Raw genomic sequence first — 23,090 nt, 5'->3', positions numbered from 1 at the left:
AAAAAGTACAATGTGCTTTATGCTTTAAGTAGTCCGTCAGTATACTCTTAGAAAATTCTGCTAACTTTTTGTATTTCTAAATTTGCAATGTTGGAAAACTTGCAAATTGTCATCTGCAAACTTGCTAATGACTTGATTTTTTTTTGCCAAATAATTGGCTTGGTAAAATAAAACCCTGTTGCTGTGGCTTCCTCAACACTAGCAAATATTTGTTAATACTTTTCTTTTTTTTACCAAAAGAGTTAGGATCTATTATCACTCTACGTAATGCTGATGAATCAATTGATCGTAAAACCTTATCGATTTTATATTTACAAATTCAAACATTCCATGTTTTGAAAGTTCACGTCCAAATCCACTATTTTTGATTCCCCCAAAAGGAACTCTAGGATCAGATACGACCACGTTGTTGACAGTCACGATTCCTGCTTGGAGCAGTTTTGAATATTTTTCAGCTTTGTTTAAATTTTGCGTCCATACACTTGCACCCAATCCAAATTTTGTATCGTTTGCTATTTCAAGTGCCTGTTGCTCATCTTCAGCAACAATAACAGGTGCTACCGGACCAAAAGTCTCTTCCCTAGCCACCTCCATCCTTGGAGTAACGTTCTTAAGTATGGTGGGTTTGTAAAAGAAGCCTTTATTGTTGCCACCATTTTCCTTTCCTAGCCTTTGCCCGCCAGTAGCTAGTTCGGCTCCTTCTTTAATGGACTTTTTTACCATTTCATCGATATTTTCAATAGCCGCCAGATTTACCATGGGACCGATATCAGTTTCCTCTGATAAGGGGTCACCAACTTTGAGCTTTTCTGTTTTTTCAATGAATTTTTCCAAAAATTGATTGGCTATATTTTTTACGACAATAAAGCGTTTGGAGGCAATACAGCTTTGTCCACAATTAATAAATCTACCCTTAACCGCGCCACTTGATGCCTTTTCTATGTCAGCATCTTCGCAAACTACGAAGGGATCACTTCCGCCCAGCTCTGGTACCACTTTCTTTAACTTTGAAGTTGCGTGCTGAGCCACTTTTGCACCCACCGGTACGCTGCCGGTGAACGTAACCGCACTGACATCTTCAGAATCGATCAAATATTCAGCCTCTTTTCCTGAAGCAATAACTGTTTTAAATACATAATCAGGCAAACCAATTTTCTCAAATATTTTTTCTATTTCCAACCCGCATTGCATCGTAACACTAGACGGCTTTAAGATAATCGTGTTGCCTGCTATCAACGAAGGTGCAGCAAACCTCAATGCTTGCCAATATGGAAAATTCCAGGGCATCAAACTGGCAATAACCCCTAGAGGCTCAAACGTTACTATCGATTTTCTTGCATCGGTATTAATAACCTCGTCATGTAAAAAGACACCGCCGTTATCTGCAAAATATTCAACTGCCCAGGCACATTTGTCTATTTCGGACCTTGCCTCCTTAATGGTCTTTCCCATTTCGAGTGTGGCTACCTTGGCAAGTCGCTCTCTTTCTTTTTTAAATTCGTTTGCGAAAGCATACAGAAATCCAGTCCTTCTTTTATAGTCCTTGCGCCATTCCTTGTATGCCTTTTTAGACTTTCTGGCCAGATCGGCAACTTCCTCCTTGGTTATGAGATTATATTCACGTAAAACTTCCTCAGTAGATGGATTTATTGTACTTATAGTCCTAACACTTTTGGGTTGACTATCATTTAACTTATTGGTAGAAACATTAGTAGAATTCAATTAATGATCAATAGTCTCCTATATACAACTAGCAATTTAATAGTAGTTTTTGACATAATATGAGAATTAAACTTTGCTAACAAAGGGTTTGTAGAGATATCATAAATATATGCACATTGCTCATCTAAGACGCAGATTGGTTCTAATTCCAATTTCGTTTTACGTATCATTTGCCGAATTTAGACCGGTCGACAGAGTCTATCCTGTTTTGTTGCTAATGGGATGATGGCGACAAAAATAGAAACAAGTACCAATCTTGTAGTCTTGTAGTCTTGCAATTTACAAAAGTACAAACCATAGAACCCAACATGATTAGCTAGTAATTCATACAAACACTAGTTTACGATATTCTTGCTTTTGGTAGATTCCAATTATATTTCATCGCCAATAGCCTTATTCCTGTTGCAGTTATGATTCCTGTAATAGCAGCGATCACCGGGTCTGCTAGGAGGACCAAGGCATAAAAGACGAGTACCCCTCCAAAACTTGCTGTTGCATACAACTCTCTAACAAAAACCAAGGGCATCTCATTAACAAATACGTCTCTTAATATTCCTCCACCTGTTGCAGTTATCAATCCAGCAAATGTTATTAAAAGTAAATTTGGTCCAAAAATTGCAAAAGCCATAGTCGCACCTATTATGGTGAAAACACCTAGACCAACCGCGTCGCATTTTAGAAATACATTCCAGTGTTTTTTAATTTTATGATATGAAAAAAACACCACAAACCCGGTAAATATTGTAAGCACAAAATAGGTAGGATCAGATAGAGCAGCCGGGGGAAAGCGACCAAACAACACGTCTCTTATTATCCCCCCCGATAACCCGGCTATAGTTGACAAAATAGCCACACCAACTAAATCTGATTTTTGCTCAATCGCTTTAAACGCTCCAGTTACAGCAAATGCAACTGTACCAAAATAATCCAGATACAGAATAATTTGAGGATAGTAAAAATTTAAAATAGAAAATATTTCGACCATTACTTATACCAGGTCTACATACCTAATATCTAGATCGTAATTACAGAGAGTCAGGTGGGATTAGAATTCCTCGTCTTATCAAAATGGATTGGGAAATGTAGGTAAAAATGTGCCCACAATGGCAACCACAATCCAAAGTACCACTGCTATCAAAATCGCTTTGAGCCATCCAGTGCTATATAACCACTTTAGAGAAACAAGCCAAATGATACCACCTACAGCTGCCGCAATAATGCCGTTTCCAAAAATATAATTTATAATTCCAAACATTATTGAACCCAACAGTGCCGCAAAGAGCGCTATTTTAATGCCTTCCTTTTCCCCAAGTAACTTTGTAACAATGTAAATCAAGATAGTCGAAATTGCAAGACCAATTAAGAAGCTAATTATTCCCAAGTACAAAAAATAAATATCCATTTATAAATATTAACTTTATCGTTCTCACAATAACTACAGTAAGTGGTCGGAAAATTTAGATCCTTTAAATATTTAGAAAAGGACTAAATCATCATGTCTGATAAACCGGTAAAAATTCTAATCTTATTTTATTCAAGATATGGCAATACTGTAAAAATGGCTGAAGAAATAGCATACGGTGCCAAAGAATTGTCAAATGTAAGTGTAGCCCTTCGCAGAATCGCAGACGATGTCCCAACTGAAGTTATTTCTCAGAATCCACAATGGTCCAAGGTGGTAGAAGATATGAATAATAGATACCCGACAAGCAGTGTTGATGATTTGGTCAAAGAATTACCACATTATGACGCAATTATTTTTGGTTCACCTACAAGATTTGGAAATATGGCAGCACCCCTGAAAGCATTATGGGATAGAACAAGCAAACTTTGGATGGACGGGGCTCTCATAGGCAAGTTGGGTGCTGTTTTTACCGGCGCTGCCTCTGTTCATGGAGGCCAGGAAACGACCGCAATTTCGATGATGTTTCCAATGCTTCACCACGGGATGATAATTGTAGGGGTACCCTATTCTGTTCCTGAACTAACCCAAAGTGGTAGTCCGTACGGTCCAAGTAGAATTGTTGGCCCACTGGCGAATAGAGAAATCGATGATGCAGACATCAAGGTAGCAAGAGCGTTGGGTAAAAGAGTAACTATGTTGGCCCAAAAGCTTTTCAGAGAATAACTGCTGTCTCCTTAACAGATAACATCACTCGCGATTGGTTCCCAATTCTCACTAGTTTATCTAATAAATCCAAGACCCTCGAGAAATGCGATATGATAATCAAGACAAAATAGTTGCTCATTTTAGTATCATCTAATTACTGACCATACTGCAGATTTATATTTTGATACCAAACCAACTGTCCAAGTACCAAAGAAAAAACACATTATTTTCACACAGTGTTACTAGTCATAGAATCCAACATGGATTTACAGACGACATTAAAAAAAATAATGAAAATGAACGAACTCAACGTAAGAAATCTTGAGGTTAAAGTCCATGTATGAACCTGACTCGTTATCAAACGTATCTATCTATTTGTCATCAATAGTTGAAATTCCATATTTCCAACCGTTTGAATCCATTTTTTCCAAAAAATCAACTATAACCTTTGTGAGAATTCTTATTATTTCCTCCCCCTTCTCTACTGTTGCCGACTTGGGTGCGCCTGTCGATCCAGTGTTTGTAAGCTCATTAAATTTCCAATAGATTCGGATATCCTCTCCAGGTAAATTTGGAATAGTTTGTTCAGGTGCCAAACTCAAATTGACTAGATCTGGCCTTACAGCGAGCAAAGCCGATGTTTCGGCTTCACCACCATGACCAAGTCCGTCCCACACATCAAAAACATTCCTGTTTTTTTGGCCCACCAAAGTCCACCAAGATTCCAGGCATGCGATCACCATATCGGGATATTCATTTTTGATGTTTCTAGCAGCGGTCTCTGCAGGAGCAATATTTCCATCATGACCATTTAAAATTATAACGCGCTTAATCCCGTTTGATGCAAGGCTTTTCAGAAGATCCTCTATTAGGCTTATCATGGTTGATGATCTCAAACTAATTGTCATTTGATAGTCAATGTGGTGGATGCTCACTCCATAAGGAACAACAGGTAATACGATGAACTTTTGATCATTCTCTTGCTCGGATTTAGATTTATGAATATTATCTAAAACTAACTGCGCAAGATTAACTGGAAAAATAGAATCAGATCCAAATGGGAGATGATTACCATGGTTTTCGCATGAGCCAATCAACAAGAATGCTATTGCTCTAGATTTATGAAGTTTGCTCACCTCCACCGCATTCATATTTTCAAGCAGGTATTTTTTTGATAAACCGTCCATAATGATTCAAATCCACTATGTTGTTTTAAAGATTCTTATGATTTATAGAGTTTTTATCTTATTAACCGATATTCACATGGCCTTCATTTCTTTCTTTGGTTATTAATATTTGTTCGATAAATTATAAGTTGAAACAAGTGATTCAATGGCAGACCCAGTTCTCAGGACTAATTTATCACTAAGAGGAGCACCCACAATTTGCAATCCTATTGGAAGTATCGATGGGGATGAATTAAGATTATTCAAAGGGATTGTTAATGCCGGAAATCCAATACTGTTAAATACGATTGTGTTTCTTAGGAGCAGATCACGAGTAATAAAATTCCGATGATTGATATTTATATTAGTATTGCGTAGTTTTGGAGCATGTATAACGGTGGTGGGCAGTAAGAGAATCTTATTAACATTATCAAATATGTCCATAAACTCCTTTTTGATATTTGCTATCTTTTTCCGGGCTTCCTGATACAAAGAAGACCGTATTTTGCTCCCTCTTACTAGCATCATTCTCACCTCTTCAGATAATAGGCCCGAGTTATTTTTGATTTTGTCCGAATGAACTTGTGCTGCTTCATATAGACGGACTATTCTCCAACTTTGAAAGTACTGTTTGGCTAGTCTAAAATTAACAAGCTTTAAATTGAATCCGTTTTTTCTCAATAGCGATAAAATCTCAAAGTATCTATTTTTTATTCCCTCGTTTAAAATATCAAGGAAATAGTTTGCTGGATATAATAACACTAAATGATGGAAATTACTAAAGGCATTAGTGTTAGAAGGCAAAAGTCTTTTCAGTTTGGACCTACTGTACGATGATTGGATGACTTCAAAAACGATCTGGGAATCAATCGTATTCCGAGTTATTATTCCAATGTGATCTAAAGAGGGCGAAAGAGGTAAAGTACCGGATACACTAATAGTACCAAATGTTGGTTTTAATCCTACTACACCACATAGCGAGGATGGGACTCTTATCGACCCTCCTGTATCAGTACCAATTGAAAAGACAACCATTCCAGTAGCAACTGCGACTGCTGAACCCCCGCTTGATCCCCCCGAAATTTTTGATAAATCAAGGGGATTTTTGGTATCACCAAATAGGCTATTTTTTCCAGTGATTCCAGAGGCCAATTCATTTAGATTGTTGCTACCTATAAGAATAGCTCCTGCATTTTCTAATTTCTTGACTACTGGAGCGGTGTTTTTTGAAATATAATTATCGTAATATTTTGAACCTGCAGTAAATTTTAGATCCTTTACATGAATCAGATCCTTTACTGAAAATGGGATCCCATGAAGAGGGCCAATGTAATTGTTTGATTGAATCGATTTCTCACATTCTTTAGCTTTTGCGAGAATGACGTCTTGTGGTAACACTGTTATAAATGAGTTGAAAACGGAATTTAATTTTTTTATTCTATATAGACAAGTACTTGCCAATAAGACTGGAGATAATTTTTCTTTTTTGATTAGCATGGATAATTCAATCAAAGTCATATTTTTTTCTTTAAAATAGAGACTAAAATCTGTCAATTGTAAATTAGTAGTGTTAATTTAGACTATTAGGTATTTGGACAGATCTAATTGATAAGCTCTTCTTGAATGGCTTTGCAAATATCTATCTCCAGTTGCTTTTAATAAAACTGCATATAAGGATGCTACTAATAACTTTGATGCTCAGACATGAAAGTCAATTTAGCATTCGGTGATGGGATTTCGTAAAAATAACTAGGTTCAATTATCCTATTGGAATCTAGCAGAATATAGTAAAATTGAAAAGAAGTATTAGAATTGGATTGTAGTTTTGCTACGAGGATTTCACAGTAATAAATTTGATAAATTTGTAAATATGATATCTGGTTTTTGAACCTGATGAATAAATTCATTACAGGAATAATTTCTGCTTTACTTGTAGCAGGCATCGTTGGAGCATACGTTCCAAACGCACTAGCAACATTAGGAGGTTTAGGAGACTGTACTGGCAATAGTGCATTAGGCCAACAACCAAGTAGCTCAGCCGAGCAAGAGACAGAACAAGACCAAGAAAGTGGAACCGACGCACAATCAATATCACCTGAATTTAATGCTTTGACTGGTAACAACCTTAACTTCGCTGATCAACAAAATGGCGAATGCTCATCACCATTGAGATTACTTGAAGAAAGTTCATCACCAATGGCTTCTCTTGAAGAAAGTCCCTTAGCATCCACATCAGCATTACAAAACAGCACTGGTCAATAGGATCATACCCACATAGGTAGATCCTATTTATTTTTTAATCCATATTTTAGGTTCAAGATTAACTCTGAATTTCAGTTTTTTAGAATACCCTATTGTTCAATTATAGTAACACTAAGTAATTAGTTAGATGATACAGTTTTGACAGTGGTCAGACCACCTTCAAGGTATTTGCATCAAGTCAATGGATCTAGAGAGAGATGCTAAATTAGATATTTGAATAGAGAATAGTAGCAGTGAATAAAAACAAGAGGCAAAAAAATGCAACTTCAACGTTATATACTTCTATGCGTATACTATCATAGATGATTTTTTGACTACGAATAATTTTCCCTTAAAAAGTTGGCATATTGAAAATATGGAAAAGACTGTTTTAAAATATGTAAAAGGGCTACCTGATGATGCATCAAAGTGGGAGATAAGAAAGCACAAGAAATACGGTAAATTATCTAATATCATTCGAAACATAAATTATGATATGAAACATGGTGTCACAAACGACCAAGTTATTGAAGTATTCTCCAAGATTCGACATGAGCCGAATTATTGTGATTTACAAAACAATTTAGAAGCAATGAATAGGTTAGGAGATTTGGAAAGACACTGGAAGGACACCTATTAAAAAATTCTGTTTGATAATTGGTATTAAAATTTACAAATATCAAGAATACATAAAAAATACTACATTAGCTAAAAAACTAGATAAGATAACCGGCATTAATTTAAGGAAAGCAAGTTAAAATATTTGTTCAACCAATTTTTGGTTCAGAGAGTTATATATCCTCTCTTAGTATGTTAAAATTGGATTTAGAATATGAACTGAAATCAGTTTCTAGGTCGGAATCCAGAATTCACTCTGCGGTGTGACGAAGAGCAATACCCACAATAATCTACTATTCCTGCCTTTCCATGGCACATACATTCACATTTACTTCCTGCTGAAAATTTTTGTCTCATGTATACATTAAATGCAACAACCCTTATAATAATTAGTAATATTTTATTTGTAATAATCAATTATTTATATTCAAAATTACAGTAATTGCAACTGCTTTCTAGCATTTTGTAGTGCATACAAAGTAATCGAGTAATCAGGTTTGCGGTTCTTCTTTAAGTAAATCGATATACGGTAGAATTTTTTTTTCCAGAATATTAAATGCATCCGCATCCACGTCCAAAGAAATCAAGACATAGTATTTTTGGCCATTTGCTCCGACCATAGGGACAGTGGCTCTAAGCAACTTGTCATATTTTCCTACCGAATAAATTAGTGTGCCCATATTTTTCTGAAAATCTTCTCGTAGTTCGGCTCTAAGTACCGCCTGCATAGAGTATAATCGCGTCTCATCTTCGTTCAACAATGGTTGAAGTTGTTTCCTATGCGAAGTACCTAAAAGGGTGCCCATTGCGTTTGCAATACCTACAAATCTAATAAGGGGATCTAATTCCCTAATGCGATCGCAATGAATTTTTGCAAAATCTTGATTACTTAAATCCAATGATGATCAATGAATATCAAATACAAATACTATTAAAAATTTTATGACGAGATAGTAAAAGTTAAAATTTTGTATCTTAGTATGTTCTCTAAATTAAGTGCATATTATCCTTGGATACTTTTTACACTATACTAACAATACCACAAATTGACCATTTGTAGTAGCAATTTGTTTTTCTTTACTTAATTGCGTAAAATGCAAATGTTTTGCCACTGTCGAATTTAAATTCCCATAAATGGAATTGAAAAACGAACTTCTCTCTCAGCAATCTTCTTTTGGTCGTCTTCTCTAGATAATTCTGCATATTCAGGATTCAAATCAATGGCTTGATTCAAATAAAACGCCGAGTCAGAGGATTCACTATCGCTGGTTTTGGTTTTAGATACAAAACATCTATACCAAACCTCAGGTATTAATGGATCTTGCTTTAGTATGTGACGATAAATCGAAAGCGACTCCTGGTAAGATCCTAAATTTTCCAGAATAAACCCATATGTATAAAGAATATCTATATCAGTTGGATCTATACCCAAGGCACGTTTGATTATTTCTAACGATTCTGCTAAGCGATTCGGAAAATAGAAAGCCGTTATCCATGCTTTACCATTCAATGCTTTCACATGATCGGAATCGATTTCAATGGCCTTGTCAAATGAGGCAATAGCTTCGGGGAATTTGGAGAGTGCAGAGAGAGACATACCTTTGTTGAAATAGGCGTCTGCAAAGTAGGGATTACTTTCAATGGCCTTGTCAAATGAGGCAATAGCTTCGGGGAATTTGGAGAGTGCAGAGAGAGACATACCTTTGTTGAAATAGGCGTCTGCAAAGTAGGGATTACTTTCAATGGCCTTGTCAAATGAGGCAATAGCTTCGGGGAATTTGGAGAGTGCAGAGAGAGACATACCTTTGTTGAAATAGGCGTCTGCAAAGTAGGGATTACTTTCAATGGCCTTGTCAAATGAGGCAATAGCTTCGGGGAATTTGGAGAGTGCAGAGAGAGACATACCTTTGTTGAAATAGGCGTCTGCAAAGTAGGGATTACTTTCAATGGCCTTGTCATAACAGGCGATGGCTTCTGGATTATTTCCAAGGTAGTATAGAGAGAGACCTTTGTTGTTGTATGCATCAGCGTATTGTGGATTGATTTCGATGGCCTTGTCATAACAGGCGATGGCTTCTTGATTATTTCCCGTGACGGACAGTACTATACCCTTGTTGTAATATGCCAAATCGTATTCAGGGTTGATTTCGATGGCCTTGTCATAACAGGCGATGGCTTCTTGATTTCCAAGGTAGTATAGAGAGAGACCTTTGTTGTTGTATGCATCAGCGTATTGTGGATTGATTTCGATGGCCTTGTCATAACAGGCGATGGCTTCTTGATTATTTCCAAGGTAGTATAGAGAGAGACCTTTGTTGTTGTATGCATCAGCGTATTGTGGATTGATTTCGATGGCCTTGTCATAACAGGCGATGGCTTCTTGATTATTTCCCGTGACGGACAGTACTATACCCTTGTTGTAATATGCCAAATCGTATTCAGGGTTGATTTCGATGGCCTTGTCATAACAGGCGATGGCTTCTGGATTATTTCCAAGGTAGTATAGAGAGAGACCTTTGTTGTTGTATGCATCAGCGTATTGTGGATTGATTTCGATGGCCTTGTCATAACAGGCGATGGCTTCTTGATTATTTCCCGTGACGGACAGGTACTATACCCTTGTTGTAATATGCCAAATCGTATTCAGGGTTGATTTCGATGGCCTTGTCATAACAGGCGATGGCTTCTGGATTATTTCCAAGGTAGTATAGAGAGAGACCTTTGTTGTTGTATGCATCAGCGTATTGTGGATTGATTTCTATGGCCGGGTCATTTTCAATGGCTTGGTCGTTTTGTACAGTATCGTTATTATCGATATATGTTGAAGGCTTGAAATCTATTTTTTCTACAGGTGATTCACTACTAGATCTCGGTGACTCTAAATCATTTGAAGGAATCGACTTCATCAGCAGCGCTAATTCTTCAATGCGTTCTTGAATAGAATTCTTATATTCACTGGACAAAGATATTGATCTAAGTTTTTTGTCAAGAATTTCTGTAATTTCGCTAAAAGCGTCCTGTAGTTCGGGAATAGGTATTTCATACACATTCTTGTTTATCGAGCTCGAACTGTTCTCCTTCTTTACAGGGCAGGAGTCATCAAAATGATTACTATTTTTATTATTATTCCCCCCATCAAAGCTTTTGGGGGTTTTGTTAATTTTGTAATTTTTATTCAAAAAGTGTCATTATATATTAACGTCTCAATTATTTAACTATTATAGTTAAACCATTAACAAATAAATTTTTTTCAACTAAAAATAGAAATTTTGTAGAAACCATCTTAAATATTTACAATTCACAGCATAATTTTGGCAATAAAATAATCTTCTCAAGTATGGCGATTTCCAACATTATTTACTTACTTTTATGATAAATTTGCTTATTTACTTTGAAAATATCCAGTGGTTAGATCAAACCTATCATACAACCATTCATCCCTATGAAAAACCAATGAAACCATGATAACGACCTATTGCTAAAAGAATCCCTAAACAAGAACGAAGAATTATTCTAATTATTATTTGGTGATAGAAATTTATTCTTCTCTACAAAACAACATCTTTATGGTAAAAGGAATTGTCATTCATTGAAAATTAATTAATTCATATAACCTTAGTTAGAATCACAACACGATAAACAAAATAATAGTGTTACTATATATTCGTCAATGAATGGGATGTGTATTCAAGTACTATTCGATCATTAAAGAAAACTTTGAATGATCGAAACCTATTCAGATCACCTAAATTTTCTTGAATATTGTTACTGTAATGATAACTCATAAGTTATTTAATAGCATATATTATGTATGAACAAAATAACAAGAGAAATAGCTAATATTTTACAAGATCAAATCGATAATCAAACTGTTGAGATCCAAAATAATGGTCTTTCAGCAGAACAGGCAGAAGAAATACAAAAGTTCGCAAGGTCTTTATCCAGAAATAGCCCATTTTTCCCATATCCCCTAAAAGGAAGATAGAGTGATTTTAAGCTAACTAGCACATTTTCTTAATATAAAAAAATAACATTTCGTGAAGTATGTATGAAAGAGAGTAGATGTATAATTTGTGGAAAATCATGTAGTATGGATTTCCATAGCTCAGGCGATATTAAATTTAGCATTGATAAGGCTAGCTGTTATTTGATATATAGGAAGCTGCTTGGGGTTTACGGAATCCAATACATGAGATTATTAAATTCACACTATTAATTTCATGCAATTCTCTGAGGCTAATCCTTACCATAAGCAAGTATATATGACTTAAATTATGTGTCCTTTTGGTTTGTTTGAATTTGTTTTTGATTTTTCAATAGCTTAATTAATTTACGAGATTACTAAAAAACGAATATGTTATTTGAGTAACGATAATAAGAGAAGAGAATGGTTGTTGGAGATTGATCAAATTGGATCAAGGTAATCCACTTTTGAATCCCCTATGATGTCTTAAAAACTCAAATAGTACGTCCAAATATGCTATTTATTGAATATCGCTGATAAGCTGGATTCTTTGAGTAGTAATTCAAATATTACAACTTTATCGATACTGGCTTTTATTGTCCTTTTGGGTACTGATCTTTATATAAGTTCCATAACGGATGTCGCTGTAAGTTTTATACAATCACCATTTGGATTTGGGTTGTTCTTAACAATCCTTGGATCAACTGTAATTGCGAGTTTATTAGTTGTCAACAGAGTATTCATCATTATTAAGGAGAAATCGTCCTTTGAAAAATTCGCAAAGATGTTGCGGGTAGTTCAAATCATAATTTACTCCTTGTTGTTCGTATTACTGTTGGATATCTTCATTGACAACAAGTATTTTACTATCAGCTTGACAACAATTATGCTTGTAAGTTATGGTTCGAGTATATTGATGAGTATTTTTGTGAGTTATAAGCTATTTAGTTGGTTTAAAGAAAACAAAAATAAATTTGCATTTATTTTTGGATTATCAATTTTTATCTTATTTGTTAATAATGTTGTTTCCATATTGCTGTTTGGTACTTTGTTGTCCGAAAAACCCTCAGAAATAGGATTCTCAACTCCAGTGGTTTTCAATTTTGAATGTGATGCCGATTCTTTATACTGTCTCTTTAAAGAAAACATAATAAACATTCAATCGTATACGTTAATGATTTATTTTTCATTATTTTGGATCAGCAACTACTTTCTATTGCACTACCATATTAGAAAAATAGGAAGGATAAGGTTTTTTACACTAATCACTCTACCCCTGGTATTATTCTTTTTTGTTTTCATTTATCATTATGACGAACTTTATTCACTCAGCGAGAATACAAATTTTGATGAGAATGTCATTTTTATGCTTCAGATCTTCATAGTTATGTTTTCTATTTCTTTATGCGGAGTTTTATATGGAATTGGATTTAAGTCGGTAGCAAACCTCTTGAAAATATCTCATAATGTAGAACGGTACTTGAAAATGGCTTCATTTGGAATAATTTTGCTATTTATTTCAGCAAATGCTACCATAGTTGGCGCGTCATTACCACCATATGGGATACCCAGTATTGCATTTTTGCCCTTTGCCTCGATACTCTTTTACATTGGAATCTATTACTCTATTATAGCAATATCTAATGATATTAAAGTTAGAAAATATATCAAGAGTTCTGCGTATAAGGAATTGGAGATAATGGGAGACTTGGCCCAGTCACAAATGATGGATACCATGAAACAAAAAGTGTTGAATATGACAAAAAAATATTCAGATGAACTTCATCAGAGTAATAATTCTGAAACCACGGAATCTGATGAGGACTTGAAAAACTACTTGGATGAAGCAATTAATGTTTTTAATAGCCGAGAGAAAAAAAAATCTACCTAATTTCCTCTACTTTTGATGCTAAGTTATAGATCTTACGTGTAAATGGATGCGAGGGGTATTCACGTGTAGTAAGGAATTCTTTTTCCTTAAACTGAATATCACAATAACACGGAATCTCAAGAAGAGTATCAATGTTAGAGGATTTATCAAAGATCTTTGCGATTTCGAGATCTATTTTTTTCTTAAAAAAAGAATCATCCTCTGTTATTTGAATGGATCCTGGTTCTAAATTAGTCGTAGGAACGCAGTATCCAGATACACGATTCAACAAAAGCTTACAAACAGCTCCGTGCTCAATTAGGGAGCCATATATTTCTCTGATCATCTTAATGGTTCCCTTTAAATCCAGGTCACCCATTTTAAGCGTCAGTAAAACAATATCAGATATCACTATCGAATTAATAGACCAATACCTTATTCCAGGACTGGTATCCATAACTATAAAATCAGCATTTTTTGTAACAAGTAGATCTTCTCTCATCGCAATGAAATTCCTAAATTGTTTAACCTGTTGCTCTCTATCGTTTAGTATGCTGCCTTCTAACTGATAAATGTCCTCCTTTCCTCCCCTTGAGAATCCTACCTTTAGTTCCCCTTTGACAGATTCATCCAAAAAATTGGATGAATCAACCATAATATCATCCAATTTGGCATTTCCCTTTAGATAATCGTTAATCCAGTACTTGGGTTCGAAATTAAAATAAGAATAAATACTTGGGGCATAAAAATCCAAGTCTAGAAGGTAGACACTATAACCCCTTGAAGCTAATAAAAATGAAAAATTGGCGGCTAAAGTAGTTTTCCCAGTCCCTCCTTTGTAAGAATGGAAGGAAATACACTTTGCCAATTCATTTACTTGAAGCATTCATTTAAAAAACTTTTGCAATTTTACTAGTTACGAAATCAATATGCTCGTTGATAAATACAGACATTTTGTGATATTTTACACCGGTAAATCGATTGTAAAAACACTTCCTTCGCCATTTTCATTGTTTCTTGCCTGGATTTCCCCTCCATGTCTCAAAATAATAATTTTTGAAAGATAGAGTCCCAAGCCCGTGCCAAGTTTATCTGTTGTAAAGAATTTTGTAAATAACTTTTTAAAGTCCTTATCATTAATGCCGCGACCAGTATCTTTAACCTTGAAATGTATAGAATTTTCCAATCTTTCCACAGATAGATCTATTCGCCCCTTCTCGGTGAATTTTATAGCATTGCCTATCAAGTTATCTAATACTTCAATAATTCGAACCTTATCTGCTCTGATATAAAGTGGTTTTTCTGAATATTCTAGGTTGAGTGAGAGCTTCTTTCGATTGATTTGAATGCTGTAGTCACTCAACAACTCCTCAAAGACCTTAATAATATCAAAAATTTCATAATTTAATGTAAAATTATTGTTTTCCATTCTAGCATAATCGAGGATATTATTGGTCATGATGTCTAGCTTCCTAGCATTCCTGGATATGATTTTTAAGAGATCATTCTTTTGATCTCCGTCTAGCCTTGTATTGTTTTGAATCATATCAGAAAACCCAAGAATCGGTTGTATCGGATTTTTCAATTCATGTGCCAAAATTCTCATATAATTGTTACTTGGTTTGGTATCATTTCTGATCTTGATGGACAATTTTTTTATTTTGCCTTCCAATAGGGATTGTTTCCAGAGGCTCTCAAACGCAGCTGCTCCATGCCAAACCATTGATTCCTTTCTTGAAATGATATTAACATACCTTCTGTGTTTATTACTATTTTGGGATGCGGATAGCTCTGAAAAAAAGGCGACAGAACGGTCAAAAAGTGATAAAAAATAATTGTTCCTATTGTCGTTAATATAATTTACATTAATATTTGAAATCTCACGGATTCTAAATCTATCCAAAAGTTCTGACGCATCTTTGCTTTCTACCAACAATATACGTACTTCAACTGACTGGAGTTGATTTTTGAGCGAAGAAAGAAGAGCGGCCTCCAAAAGTTTGCCAAATCTTTTGAAAATTGAACTATTTGAAAATAATATATCAATAGTACTCTTTGCTCGAGTGTACTCATCTAAGAACATGGCTTTGAATTCAGCGAAGTCGGAAACCACTTCAGATTTAAGATATTTAGAATTCTTTATATCATAAAGAGATAATTCAAGTAAATCCCCTCTTTCAGATCCAGAACCCCATTTGACCCGGTCAAGTTCCAAATGAGAAAAATCATCACCATAGATAGATATCAATCGATTGAAGAATCCATAACAACTTTTATGATGGAATCTCTTAACGCCTTCTTCCGAATAATTGAAAAAAATATCAAGTTGGTTTTTAATTGGCTTACCACATAGGTAACAATTTCTGTTGATTATGGGGTCCATGCCACTCGAACTTGAATCAGATTTGATTGGAATAACACTATTTACTTTAAATAATTATATAACCTTATCTTGAGAATATCCATTCTTGAATAACATTGCAAAAATTTTTATGCACATGTAACAAGGTAAAATGTGACCAAAAAGCCTCTAATGTTTAATTTTTTGCAAAAACTGAATTATAGGGATATTTTGAAAAATAATACTAATCCATTGGATCTGTTAGATAAATTAAACATAGGAGATGTAAAGAAAAATCGTGTATCACCACAAGTTTTGATTCTGACCAAGAGGATGGATATAGAATCAGATTTGATTGGAATACAATTATTAAGAAATGGAATAGAATATATCAAAATTAATGAGGAAGATATCCCGCTGGATTTTGGTGCAGAATTTAGAGTTGGAAGGGAAAATAGTGTGTTACTAAAATTAAGAGATAAGGAAATAGTTACTGAAAGTATAAAAGTTGTTTTGTTTAGATACTTTGACTTAAAATTCTTGAAACATCTTACCGGTATTCATCAAATCTATGTTGAACAACAGTGGTATCAACTATTCAATTGCCTCCAAGCATCATTAAGGTGTCTTTGGATTAACGATCCTAACAATACTTTTTCATCAGAAAATAGATTGCATCAATTGCTCGTCGCTCAAAAAAACGGATTTAGAATACCAGATACATCTATTACAAACATCCCTTCCTCAGGAATAAGATTTTGTAACGAATACCCGACAAAAACTGTAGCAAAGGTACTTCATCATCACGAAATTATTTATAAAGAGTATTCGTATCGTTTTCCAACAAGTATTATCACAGCGGATAGTCTTTCAAACATAAACGGATTAAGATACGCCCCATTGATACTCCAAAAAAGGATTTTAAGCAGGGAGGAGATTCGTATTACAGTAGTTGACGACAAAGTATTTCCGATTCGAATCACAATTTCTAAAAACAAGAGGAAATATTATTCGGATCTTCATAAAATTGAGGAGAGGTTCTTGAATTTTGAAAATCTCGATATCGAAAAAAACATCGAAAAAAAGTGTATCAAGTTAAACAGGGAGTTGGGGTTACTCCTTTCAAGTATAGATTTAATGGTTGACAATAAAGGAGAATTATATTTTCTTGAAATTAACCCAATAGGAGACTGGAATTGGCTCGAAAAGCATGTAGATTTGTCGATCACTGATTCAGTCTCGAAGCTAATCTTAAAGTCTTTAGAAAGATAAGTATAATATTCTATTTCTCATAATAACTTTATGTACTTTCTTTTACCTGTTGAAAGTATCTATTGTAATAGTTAAAGAGCATAATTTCTTCATTTGAGTTCAATTTTCCAGCCTTGAAGAAGTGATTTCATTTTCTTGTTTGAGAATTACTATTGGCAAAAATGTAAAAATATTTTAATTGGTATCATGATACTAACTTATTCTGTGATGGGAAGTAATATCTTGATAATAGATGACGATGTAGGTACAGCATTATTCTTTAAAATTTGTCTGGAGGATGAGGGCCACCAGGTAACCATATTCAATGATCCAGGCTCATTGTTGGAGGAATTTGAACCCGGTATTTACGACCTATTGATTACCGATATACGAATGCCTCGGATAAATGGTTTTGAATTAGCCAGCAGAATCAGATTAATGGATAACAAGATAAGAATTTGTCTCGCTACAGCATTTGAGGAATACTATCAATCAATCATTAAATCATATTCCGATCTTAGTTTTAATTGCATTATAAGAAAACCCATAAATAAAGATAGTTTTCTGGAAATTGTAGAAAATAGGTTGAAACAACCAACATAATCCTCATTAGAGAGCTAGATCAAAAAGCCTAAAAGTCGTATCCTAGTCCTTACCTCGTTCGACTTTAAAACCTATTCGTACTTCAGCTTGATATTCGAGCTTTTGAGATTCATCTAGCCTAAATGTAACTCGACCCATCTCGCCCCACTGTATGTTTTTCACAGTTTCTGAAGCTTCCTTGAATGCATTGTTGACTGCATCATCCACTCCAATTGAAGAAGTTCCAACAATATCTATGTATTTGTAAACCATATGAAAACTTTCCAAGTAGTTGCATAAAAATATAACCAACAAGTGTAGCTACCAAATTGCTGAAAATCTCACCTAAATACTTTAATTGATCTTTAACATCTTTGGGACATGATTTTACGTATTAGGAATCCACGATAATTTAAGTACAAAATCCAGAAGAATTACAGACTTATGGTTAAGTGTTGAATCGAATTTATAGGCCGTTAATCATTTAATAAAATCAGAATAATAATAATAATAATAATCGACTAGAACTACGAACTTAACTTAAAAGTTAGATTTTTTGTACAGGTAAGAAATTCAAGATGTAAACAAATATTTTCACAATTTAAATAGCTGATTTATTAATCTAAATCAATATGACGAAGAATTATGCTTATCCAGAAGTTTTGGTAGATACTAACTGGACTGAAGATCACATTAATGATTCTAAAGTCCGTATCGCAGAAGTTGATTACGATCCCACTACTAATTACCATTTGGGTCACATACCTGGGTCTGTGTTACTAGACTGGAAAAAAGATATTAATGATCCTGTAAGTAGAAATATCTTATCTCAATCAGCTTGTGAGCAGTTACTTCGATCGATTGGTGTCAACAATGATACAACTTTAATCCTGTATGGCGATTTCAATAATTGGTTTGCTGCCTTTGCTTTTTGGGTTTTTAAATATTATGGATTTGATGATGTCCGCATAATGAATGGCGGAAGAAGAAAATGGTTAGAAGAGGATAGAAAGTTAGACAAAGTCATACCATCTTATCAGAGGGGTAATTTTAACGCTAAAGGGCAGGATGAAAATATTAGATCTTACCTAAATGAGGTATCAAACTCTATAAATAGAGGCGACCGGATAATGGTTGATGTTAGATCACCCGCTGAATTTTCTGGAGAAGTTACCGCACCAGCAGAATATCCAACAGAACATGCACAAAGGGGTGGGCATATACCAGGAGCGAAGAATATCCCATGGGGAAAAGCAGTAAACGATGATGGTACTTTCAAATCTGCTGAAGAATTGACACAACTATATCATGGTTATGGGGTATTGCCTGAGAAAGAAGTTATTGCGTATTGTAGAATCGGCGAAAGATCGTCGCATACTTGGTTTGTGCTAAAATACTTGTTGGGTTATCCAAATGTAAAAAATTACGATGGCTCGTGGACCGAATGGGGAAATATGATTGGAAATCCTATAGAGAAGTAAACCACGACTCAATCTACTTTTTTCCTAATAATAATATTGAATAAATACTTGTTACCATTATTTTCTGATCCCGAGTATGCCTTATTCTTTTCCTTAAGTATTTCCACAATTTCTTGGTGATTCTGGTCTGCCCATCTCAATAGTTCTAGATCAGCTGTAGGATCATCTGATACCAGTCTAATTACTTGACCCTTTTGCATCGATTTTTCCATAAATTCATCTAGTTTGGCTAAAGTGGCCGAACATTCCGTTCCAATTTCAAACATTTGGAAGTCAGGAAATAATCTGAAGCATTTAACATGATATTTTCTAATCTGAGCCAACAAGTCATCTTTACAATCCTCCATTTTTTTAACAGAATTTGCATAATCATAGTCATTAAAGGATACTAGTCTAGCTATCCAACCATTACCAAATGGAGAATCATTGACAATTTTAGGATTATCAACTGCACTTTCATTAATTTCTACTATTTTTCCCCTTAAAGGGGAACGAATAGTCCCAAAATGGACTAAACTTTCAACCGACCCTATACTTTTGTTTCTTTCAATTACTGATCCAATTGGTTTGACTTTTAGATTGTTTATCTTGCCTGTTATATACGCATATATTGGGGTAATTCCGATCAGAAATTCCTTCGGAACGTTAGTTTGATTGTTTGTTGTATTGTTTAGGGATTTAATCCATATCAGGTTTTCAAGATCATACAAATAATCATTTGGAAAAAGGCAATTATCAATTAAAAGGTTGGGCAAAGTCAATATTTACAAATATGTTTGTAACTTTATTTAAACATAAACAAAATTTGTATTATTTATTATTTCACAGTAACAGATTTTGCGAGATTTCTAGGATAGTCCGGGTCTAGCTGTTTTTGAATAGCCAAGTAGTAAGACATGATCTGCAATGGTATAATCTCTATTAGAGGATAGAGGTAGCTATCTGTTTTTGGTAATTCTATAAATATATCGTACAAATCATTATGCAAATCTGAAATCCCTATTATAAAAGCCCCTCGTGATTTTATCTCATTTGTACTAGACACGACATCTTGATATGTTTCATCGTTCGGATTTAATACGATTACCACAGATTCTTTATCGATCAATGCTAATGGTCCATGTTTTAGTTCTCCGGCAGCTATACCCTCAGCATGAATATAGGCCAATTCTTTGATTTTAAGTGAACCTTCCAGAGCAATTGGGTAATGGATCGACCTTCCTAGAATATAAATATCCTTTAAATCATGATGTAGGGAATTGATCAGTGTCTTAATTTTGTTATCTAAATTTAATACTGTTTGGATCATTGCCTGTAATTTCTTTCTCTCCTTAGAATCAAATTTGATATTATTGTTTGACAGAATACATACAATATTGTATAGAATCATCAATTGATTTAAGAAACTCTTTGTAGCAGCTACTCCGATCTCCGGGCCGCAGTCAAGGGAGATATAGCAATCACTCATTCTAGCTAAGGAGGAAGTAGGAATGTTGACGATGGATAGTATCTTCGCGCCTTTTTCTTTTGCCCTCTTCACGGAATGAAGTACGTCGGCTGTCTCACCGCTTTGGGAAATTGCTATAACCACAGACAGCGGTTCTACCGTATCCGAGAAGTATTGGAATTCACTTGACATATATACTTCCGACTTTTTCTTTGCAAACTTCGACAACAATAATTTGCCAAGTAGGCCGGAATTGTAACTTGTACCGCTACCGGTAATGTAAATATTGGATGCATCATTTAAATACTTGCAAAATAATTCAAAGTTATTAGAAGTGACAAATGGTTTTAACATAGTTTCTGATTGCTCATGTATTTCTTTTATAGTGTAGTGAGCAAATTTTCCCTTTTCTGAAGATCCTAATTCCCATGCAACCTGAGTAACAGGTCTATTTACAATAGTTTGTTGATTATCGAAAATAGTATATTGCTTGTTTTCAACTATCACAATATCCCCATTGTCTAAAAATATAGCTTGATCGGTGTGTTTTAAGAAACCTAGGACATCACTTGATAAGAACAAAGCATCAGATGATATACCAATAATTAAAGGTTCATCATACCTAGCACCTGCAATAGTACCATTACTAAATACTGCTACAAATGCAAAGGAGCCCCTAATTCTCTCAAAAGTTCTTGTCATGGTTTCCCTGACATTAAAGTTGGATTTTTCGTAATTTAATTCGAGCAAATGGGCTATCACCTCGCTATCCGTCTGACTCTTGAATATGTGACCGTCATTTTCTAATTCAACTTTCAATTCTTGATAATTTTCTATTATACCGTTATGTACTACTGCAATATTTGCGGAGCACGAGTAATGTGGGTGAGCATTCTTATCTGTTACGCCTCCATGAGTGGCCCATCGTGTATGTCCGATTCCAATTTCTCCAGGAAGTTCGTTAAGATGTAATTGTTGATCAACTTCAGCTACTTTTCCAACTCCTTTACTAACCAGAATGTTACCTTTATTTAAAGTAGCAATTCCAACACTATCATAACCTCTATATTCCATTTTCTTTAGACTTTCTACCAATAATGGTGCCGCAAGGGTTAGTTGACCGCTATATCCAATTATAGAACACACAATAATTAATTGTAAAAGGAGTTTAAAACAATTATTAAAAAAAGATAATACCGTTATATGAAAATTTATAATAAGTCATGAACAGAAAATAAAAAACAATCATGACATCAACTCGATTACAAACAAAATATATATACCAGTAAAAAAAAAATTATAATGTTTTCTTTATGGGAAGTAACAAACGAATAACCTACCAAAAAAGGAACAAATTTTTCGAAAAAGAGATCTTAATATTTGACAATCAGAAGGAAATACAAATTCTTTCAAATCCTATCGCATGGAGTATTATTAAATTGTTGGCTTCAAGATCTCTATATACAGCTCAAATAGCAAAAGAGTTGGGAATTTATGAACAAAGTGCATATTACTACGTTAGAAAGTTACTATCCATCGGAGCCATTATGGAATCTGGAACAGATTTTGTTAGAGGAGGTACGGCTAGATTGTATAGGACAGCTTTCCCAGCTTATGGGGTAGAAATGGATTGGGGAGAGTCACTCTCCCCTGTGTACAATCAGGAAGATTGGAAGAAAAAATCTGAAAACCTCATAGTGCGAAAATTTTTGAGGGAATTTATTGATCAGGAAAACAAATTTGACGGATTAATAATTGTAGGTTCGCCAAATCCCCATGGTATATTCAAGACATCTGCAAGGGATGGTCATTATGCTATTCAATTGGCCTTTTTCTTAGGAAATGTATGTAACCTCCCCAATGGATTCGTTGTTAAATTGGATGAAGATGCTAAAGCTGAAAAGGAATTAGAGGACAATAACTTGATAATAATTGGTGGACCAGGTACTAATATCGTTTCATCCGAATTTAACAGATTTCTTCCTATAAAATTTAATGATGAAAACTACTGGTCTGGATTGATGGACGATAAAGGAAAATTGTACCACTTGGATAATTTGGGTATTATCGCCAAGTTTAAGAATCCGTTCAATCAAGACAAATCCATTATACTGATCGCCGGGGTCCGGTCAATTGGTACAAAATCCGCAGTCATTGCCATTACGAACTTTAGTCAAAAAACTTTTTCAAACTACTTTGGAAATGAAATTGAATGGGAAGTATTGGTACAAGGCTATGATATGGATAGCGATGGCAAAATTGATTATGTTGATATTGAAAAAATCGTAAAGAAATAG

22 protein-coding genes are annotated in these 23,090 nt (G+C 34.6%); 9 read left to right on the top strand and 13 right to left on the bottom strand.

The annotated features are described in order from the left end of the window. Window positions 1-255: 255 nt before the first annotated feature. From ACMT7R_RS03560 to ACMT7R_RS03550, 3 genes are all read right to left on the bottom strand, one after another. Window positions 256-1,722, bottom strand: a complete 1,467-nt coding sequence (locus ACMT7R_RS03560) for an NAD-dependent succinate-semialdehyde dehydrogenase (protein ID WP_415310054.1) — start codon at window positions 1,720-1,722, stop codon at window positions 256-258. Between the two features lie 340 nt (window positions 1,723-2,062). Beyond that, window positions 2,063-2,707 (bottom strand): trimeric intracellular cation channel family protein, encoded by a 645-nt coding sequence (locus ACMT7R_RS03555; RefSeq protein WP_415310053.1) that lies wholly within the window; start codon window positions 2,705-2,707, stop codon window positions 2,063-2,065. A gap of 78 nt (window positions 2,708-2,785) precedes the next feature. Then, a complete protein-coding gene (locus tag ACMT7R_RS03550) occupies window positions 2,786-3,103 on the bottom strand; it encodes a hypothetical protein (RefSeq protein ID WP_415310052.1) in 318 nt (105 codons plus the stop codon). 114 nt (window positions 3,104-3,217) lie between these two features. Between ACMT7R_RS03550 and wrbA the strand changes: the two genes are divergently transcribed. Beyond that, the gene (gene wrbA / locus ACMT7R_RS03545; RefSeq protein WP_415310051.1) at window positions 3,218-3,850 is read left to right on the top strand and encodes an NAD(P)H:quinone oxidoreductase; all 633 of its coding nucleotides are present in this window, start codon (window positions 3,218-3,220) and stop codon (window positions 3,848-3,850) included. Between the two features lie 353 nt (window positions 3,851-4,203). On the opposite strand, the gene ACMT7R_RS03540 is transcribed toward wrbA, so the two are convergent. Both ACMT7R_RS03540 and ACMT7R_RS03535 read right to left on the bottom strand, forming a co-directional pair. Continuing rightward, window positions 4,204-5,019 carry a creatininase family protein gene (locus ACMT7R_RS03540; protein WP_415310050.1) on the bottom strand — a complete coding sequence of 272 codons (816 nt, stop codon included), beginning with the start codon at window positions 5,017-5,019 and terminating at the stop codon, window positions 4,204-4,206. A 102-nt stretch (window positions 5,020-5,121) separates the two neighbouring features. Then, entirely contained in the window at window positions 5,122-6,516 is a 1,395-nt protein-coding gene (locus ACMT7R_RS03535) for an amidase (protein ID WP_415310049.1), read from the bottom strand. Between the two features lie 375 nt (window positions 6,517-6,891). Between ACMT7R_RS03535 and ACMT7R_RS03530 the strand changes: the two genes are divergently transcribed. Together ACMT7R_RS03530 and ACMT7R_RS03525 are read left to right on the top strand one after the other, a co-directional pair. After that, window positions 6,892-7,260, top strand: coding sequence for a hypothetical protein (locus ACMT7R_RS03530; RefSeq protein WP_415310048.1), 369 nt, complete (start codon window positions 6,892-6,894; stop codon window positions 7,258-7,260). Between the two features lie 355 nt (window positions 7,261-7,615). Then, on the top strand, window positions 7,616-7,879 hold the full coding sequence (locus tag ACMT7R_RS03525; protein WP_415310047.1) for a hypothetical protein: 264 nt from the start codon (window positions 7,616-7,618) through the stop codon (window positions 7,877-7,879). A 469-nt stretch (window positions 7,880-8,348) separates the two neighbouring features. Here the strand turns inward: ACMT7R_RS03525 and ACMT7R_RS03520 are convergent, their stop codons facing one another. From ACMT7R_RS03520 to ACMT7R_RS03510, 3 genes are all read right to left on the bottom strand, one after another. After that, window positions 8,349-8,756, bottom strand: a complete 408-nt coding sequence (locus ACMT7R_RS03520) for a hypothetical protein (RefSeq protein WP_415310046.1) — start codon at window positions 8,754-8,756, stop codon at window positions 8,349-8,351. Window positions 8,757-8,977: 221 nt separating this feature from the next. After that, entirely contained in the window at window positions 8,978-10,435 is a 1,458-nt protein-coding gene (locus ACMT7R_RS03515) for a tetratricopeptide repeat protein (RefSeq protein WP_415310558.1), read from the bottom strand. 10 nt (window positions 10,436-10,445) lie between these two features. Continuing rightward, complete coding sequence (locus ACMT7R_RS03510; protein WP_415310045.1) at window positions 10,446-11,036, bottom strand: tetratricopeptide repeat protein; 591 nt, start codon at window positions 11,034-11,036, stop codon at window positions 10,446-10,448. 632 nt (window positions 11,037-11,668) lie between these two features. Here ACMT7R_RS03510 and ACMT7R_RS03505 point away from each other — a divergent pair. Both ACMT7R_RS03505 and ACMT7R_RS03500 read left to right on the top strand, forming a co-directional pair. Beyond that, entirely contained in the window at window positions 11,669-11,842 is a 174-nt protein-coding gene (locus ACMT7R_RS03505; protein ID WP_415310044.1) for a hypothetical protein, read from the top strand. A gap of 502 nt (window positions 11,843-12,344) precedes the next feature. Next, a complete protein-coding gene (locus ACMT7R_RS03500; RefSeq protein ID WP_415310043.1) occupies window positions 12,345-13,712 on the top strand; it encodes a hypothetical protein in 1,368 nt (455 codons plus the stop codon). On the opposite strand, the gene ACMT7R_RS03495 is transcribed toward ACMT7R_RS03500, so the two are convergent. Next, window positions 13,705-14,577 (bottom strand): AAA family ATPase, encoded by an 873-nt coding sequence (locus ACMT7R_RS03495; RefSeq protein ID WP_415310042.1) that lies wholly within the window; start codon window positions 14,575-14,577, stop codon window positions 13,705-13,707. The genes ACMT7R_RS03500 and ACMT7R_RS03495 overlap by 8 nt on opposite strands. 78 nt (window positions 14,578-14,655) lie before the next feature. Then, on the bottom strand, window positions 14,656-15,939 hold the full coding sequence (locus ACMT7R_RS03490; RefSeq protein ID WP_415310041.1) for a sensor histidine kinase: 1,284 nt from the start codon (window positions 15,937-15,939) through the stop codon (window positions 14,656-14,658). Window positions 15,940-16,263: 324 nt separating this feature from the next. On the opposite strand from ACMT7R_RS03490, the gene ACMT7R_RS03485 reads away from it, so the two are divergent. Further along, window positions 16,264-17,304, top strand: coding sequence for a hypothetical protein (locus ACMT7R_RS03485; protein ID WP_415310040.1), 1,041 nt, complete (start codon window positions 16,264-16,266; stop codon window positions 17,302-17,304). Window positions 17,305-17,490: 186 nt separating this feature from the next. Continuing rightward, window positions 17,491-17,886, top strand: coding sequence for a response regulator (locus ACMT7R_RS03480; protein ID WP_415310039.1), 396 nt, complete (start codon window positions 17,491-17,493; stop codon window positions 17,884-17,886). Window positions 17,887-17,928: 42 nt separating this feature from the next. Here ACMT7R_RS03480 and ACMT7R_RS03475 read toward each other — a convergent pair whose 3' ends face one another. Then, complete coding sequence (locus ACMT7R_RS03475) at window positions 17,929-18,138, bottom strand: dodecin family protein (protein ID WP_415310038.1); 210 nt, start codon at window positions 18,136-18,138, stop codon at window positions 17,929-17,931. A 359-nt stretch (window positions 18,139-18,497) separates the two neighbouring features. Between ACMT7R_RS03475 and ACMT7R_RS03470 the strand changes: the two genes are divergently transcribed. After that, window positions 18,498-19,346, top strand: coding sequence for a sulfurtransferase (locus ACMT7R_RS03470; RefSeq protein WP_415310037.1), 849 nt, complete (start codon window positions 18,498-18,500; stop codon window positions 19,344-19,346). Between the two features lie 8 nt (window positions 19,347-19,354). Here the strand turns inward: ACMT7R_RS03470 and ACMT7R_RS03465 are convergent, their stop codons facing one another. Continuing rightward, entirely contained in the window at window positions 19,355-20,107 is a 753-nt protein-coding gene (locus tag ACMT7R_RS03465) for a hypothetical protein (RefSeq protein ID WP_415310036.1), read from the bottom strand. Window positions 20,108-20,163: 56 nt separating this feature from the next. Beyond that, a complete protein-coding gene (gene glmS, locus ACMT7R_RS03460) occupies window positions 20,164-21,939 on the bottom strand; it encodes a glutamine--fructose-6-phosphate transaminase (isomerizing) (RefSeq protein WP_415310035.1) in 1,776 nt (591 codons plus the stop codon). A 167-nt stretch (window positions 21,940-22,106) separates the two neighbouring features. Between glmS and ACMT7R_RS03455 the strand changes: the two genes are divergently transcribed. After that, entirely contained in the window at window positions 22,107-23,090 is a 984-nt protein-coding gene (locus tag ACMT7R_RS03455) for a hypothetical protein (RefSeq protein ID WP_415310034.1), read from the top strand.

The sequence above is a fragment of the Candidatus Nitrosocosmicus sp. FF01 genome (assembly GCF_047711275.1).
Lineage (GTDB): Archaea > Thermoproteota > Nitrososphaeria > Nitrososphaerales > Nitrososphaeraceae > Nitrosocosmicus.
This window is presented reverse-complemented; position numbering and strand designations above follow the sequence as displayed.

What these genes read in the sequence shown, in the direction of transcription:
- ACMT7R_RS03555 (WP_415310053.1), bottom strand. Translation starts at nt 2,707, where the DNA reads ATGGTCGAAATATTTTCTATTTTAAATTTTTACTATCCTCAAATTATT.
- wrbA (WP_415310051.1), top strand. Translation starts at nt 3,218, where the DNA reads ATGTCTGATAAACCGGTAAAAATTCTAATCTTATTTTATTCAAGATAT.
- ACMT7R_RS03540 (WP_415310050.1), bottom strand. Translation starts at nt 5,019, where the DNA reads ATGGACGGTTTATCAAAAAAATACCTGCTTGAAAATATGAATGCGGTG.
- ACMT7R_RS03535 (WP_415310049.1), bottom strand. Translation starts at nt 6,516, where the DNA reads ATGACTTTGATTGAATTATCCATGCTAATCAAAAAAGAAAAATTATCT.
- ACMT7R_RS03530 (WP_415310048.1), top strand. Translation starts at nt 6,892, where the DNA reads ATGAATAAATTCATTACAGGAATAATTTCTGCTTTACTTGTAGCAGGC.
- ACMT7R_RS03525 (WP_415310047.1), top strand. Translation starts at nt 7,616, where the DNA reads ATGGAAAAGACTGTTTTAAAATATGTAAAAGGGCTACCTGATGATGCA.
- ACMT7R_RS03505 (WP_415310044.1), top strand. Translation starts at nt 11,669, where the DNA reads ATGAACAAAATAACAAGAGAAATAGCTAATATTTTACAAGATCAAATC.
- ACMT7R_RS03495 (WP_415310042.1), bottom strand. Translation starts at nt 14,577, where the DNA reads ATGCTTCAAGTAAATGAATTGGCAAAGTGTATTTCCTTCCATTCTTAC.
- ACMT7R_RS03480 (WP_415310039.1), top strand. Translation starts at nt 17,491, where the DNA reads ATGATACTAACTTATTCTGTGATGGGAAGTAATATCTTGATAATAGAT.
- ACMT7R_RS03475 (WP_415310038.1), bottom strand. Translation starts at nt 18,138, where the DNA reads ATGGTTTACAAATACATAGATATTGTTGGAACTTCTTCAATTGGAGTG.
- ACMT7R_RS03470 (WP_415310037.1), top strand. Translation starts at nt 18,498, where the DNA reads ATGACGAAGAATTATGCTTATCCAGAAGTTTTGGTAGATACTAACTGG.
- ACMT7R_RS03455 (WP_415310034.1), top strand. Translation starts at nt 22,107, where the DNA reads ATGGGAAGTAACAAACGAATAACCTACCAAAAAAGGAACAAATTTTTC.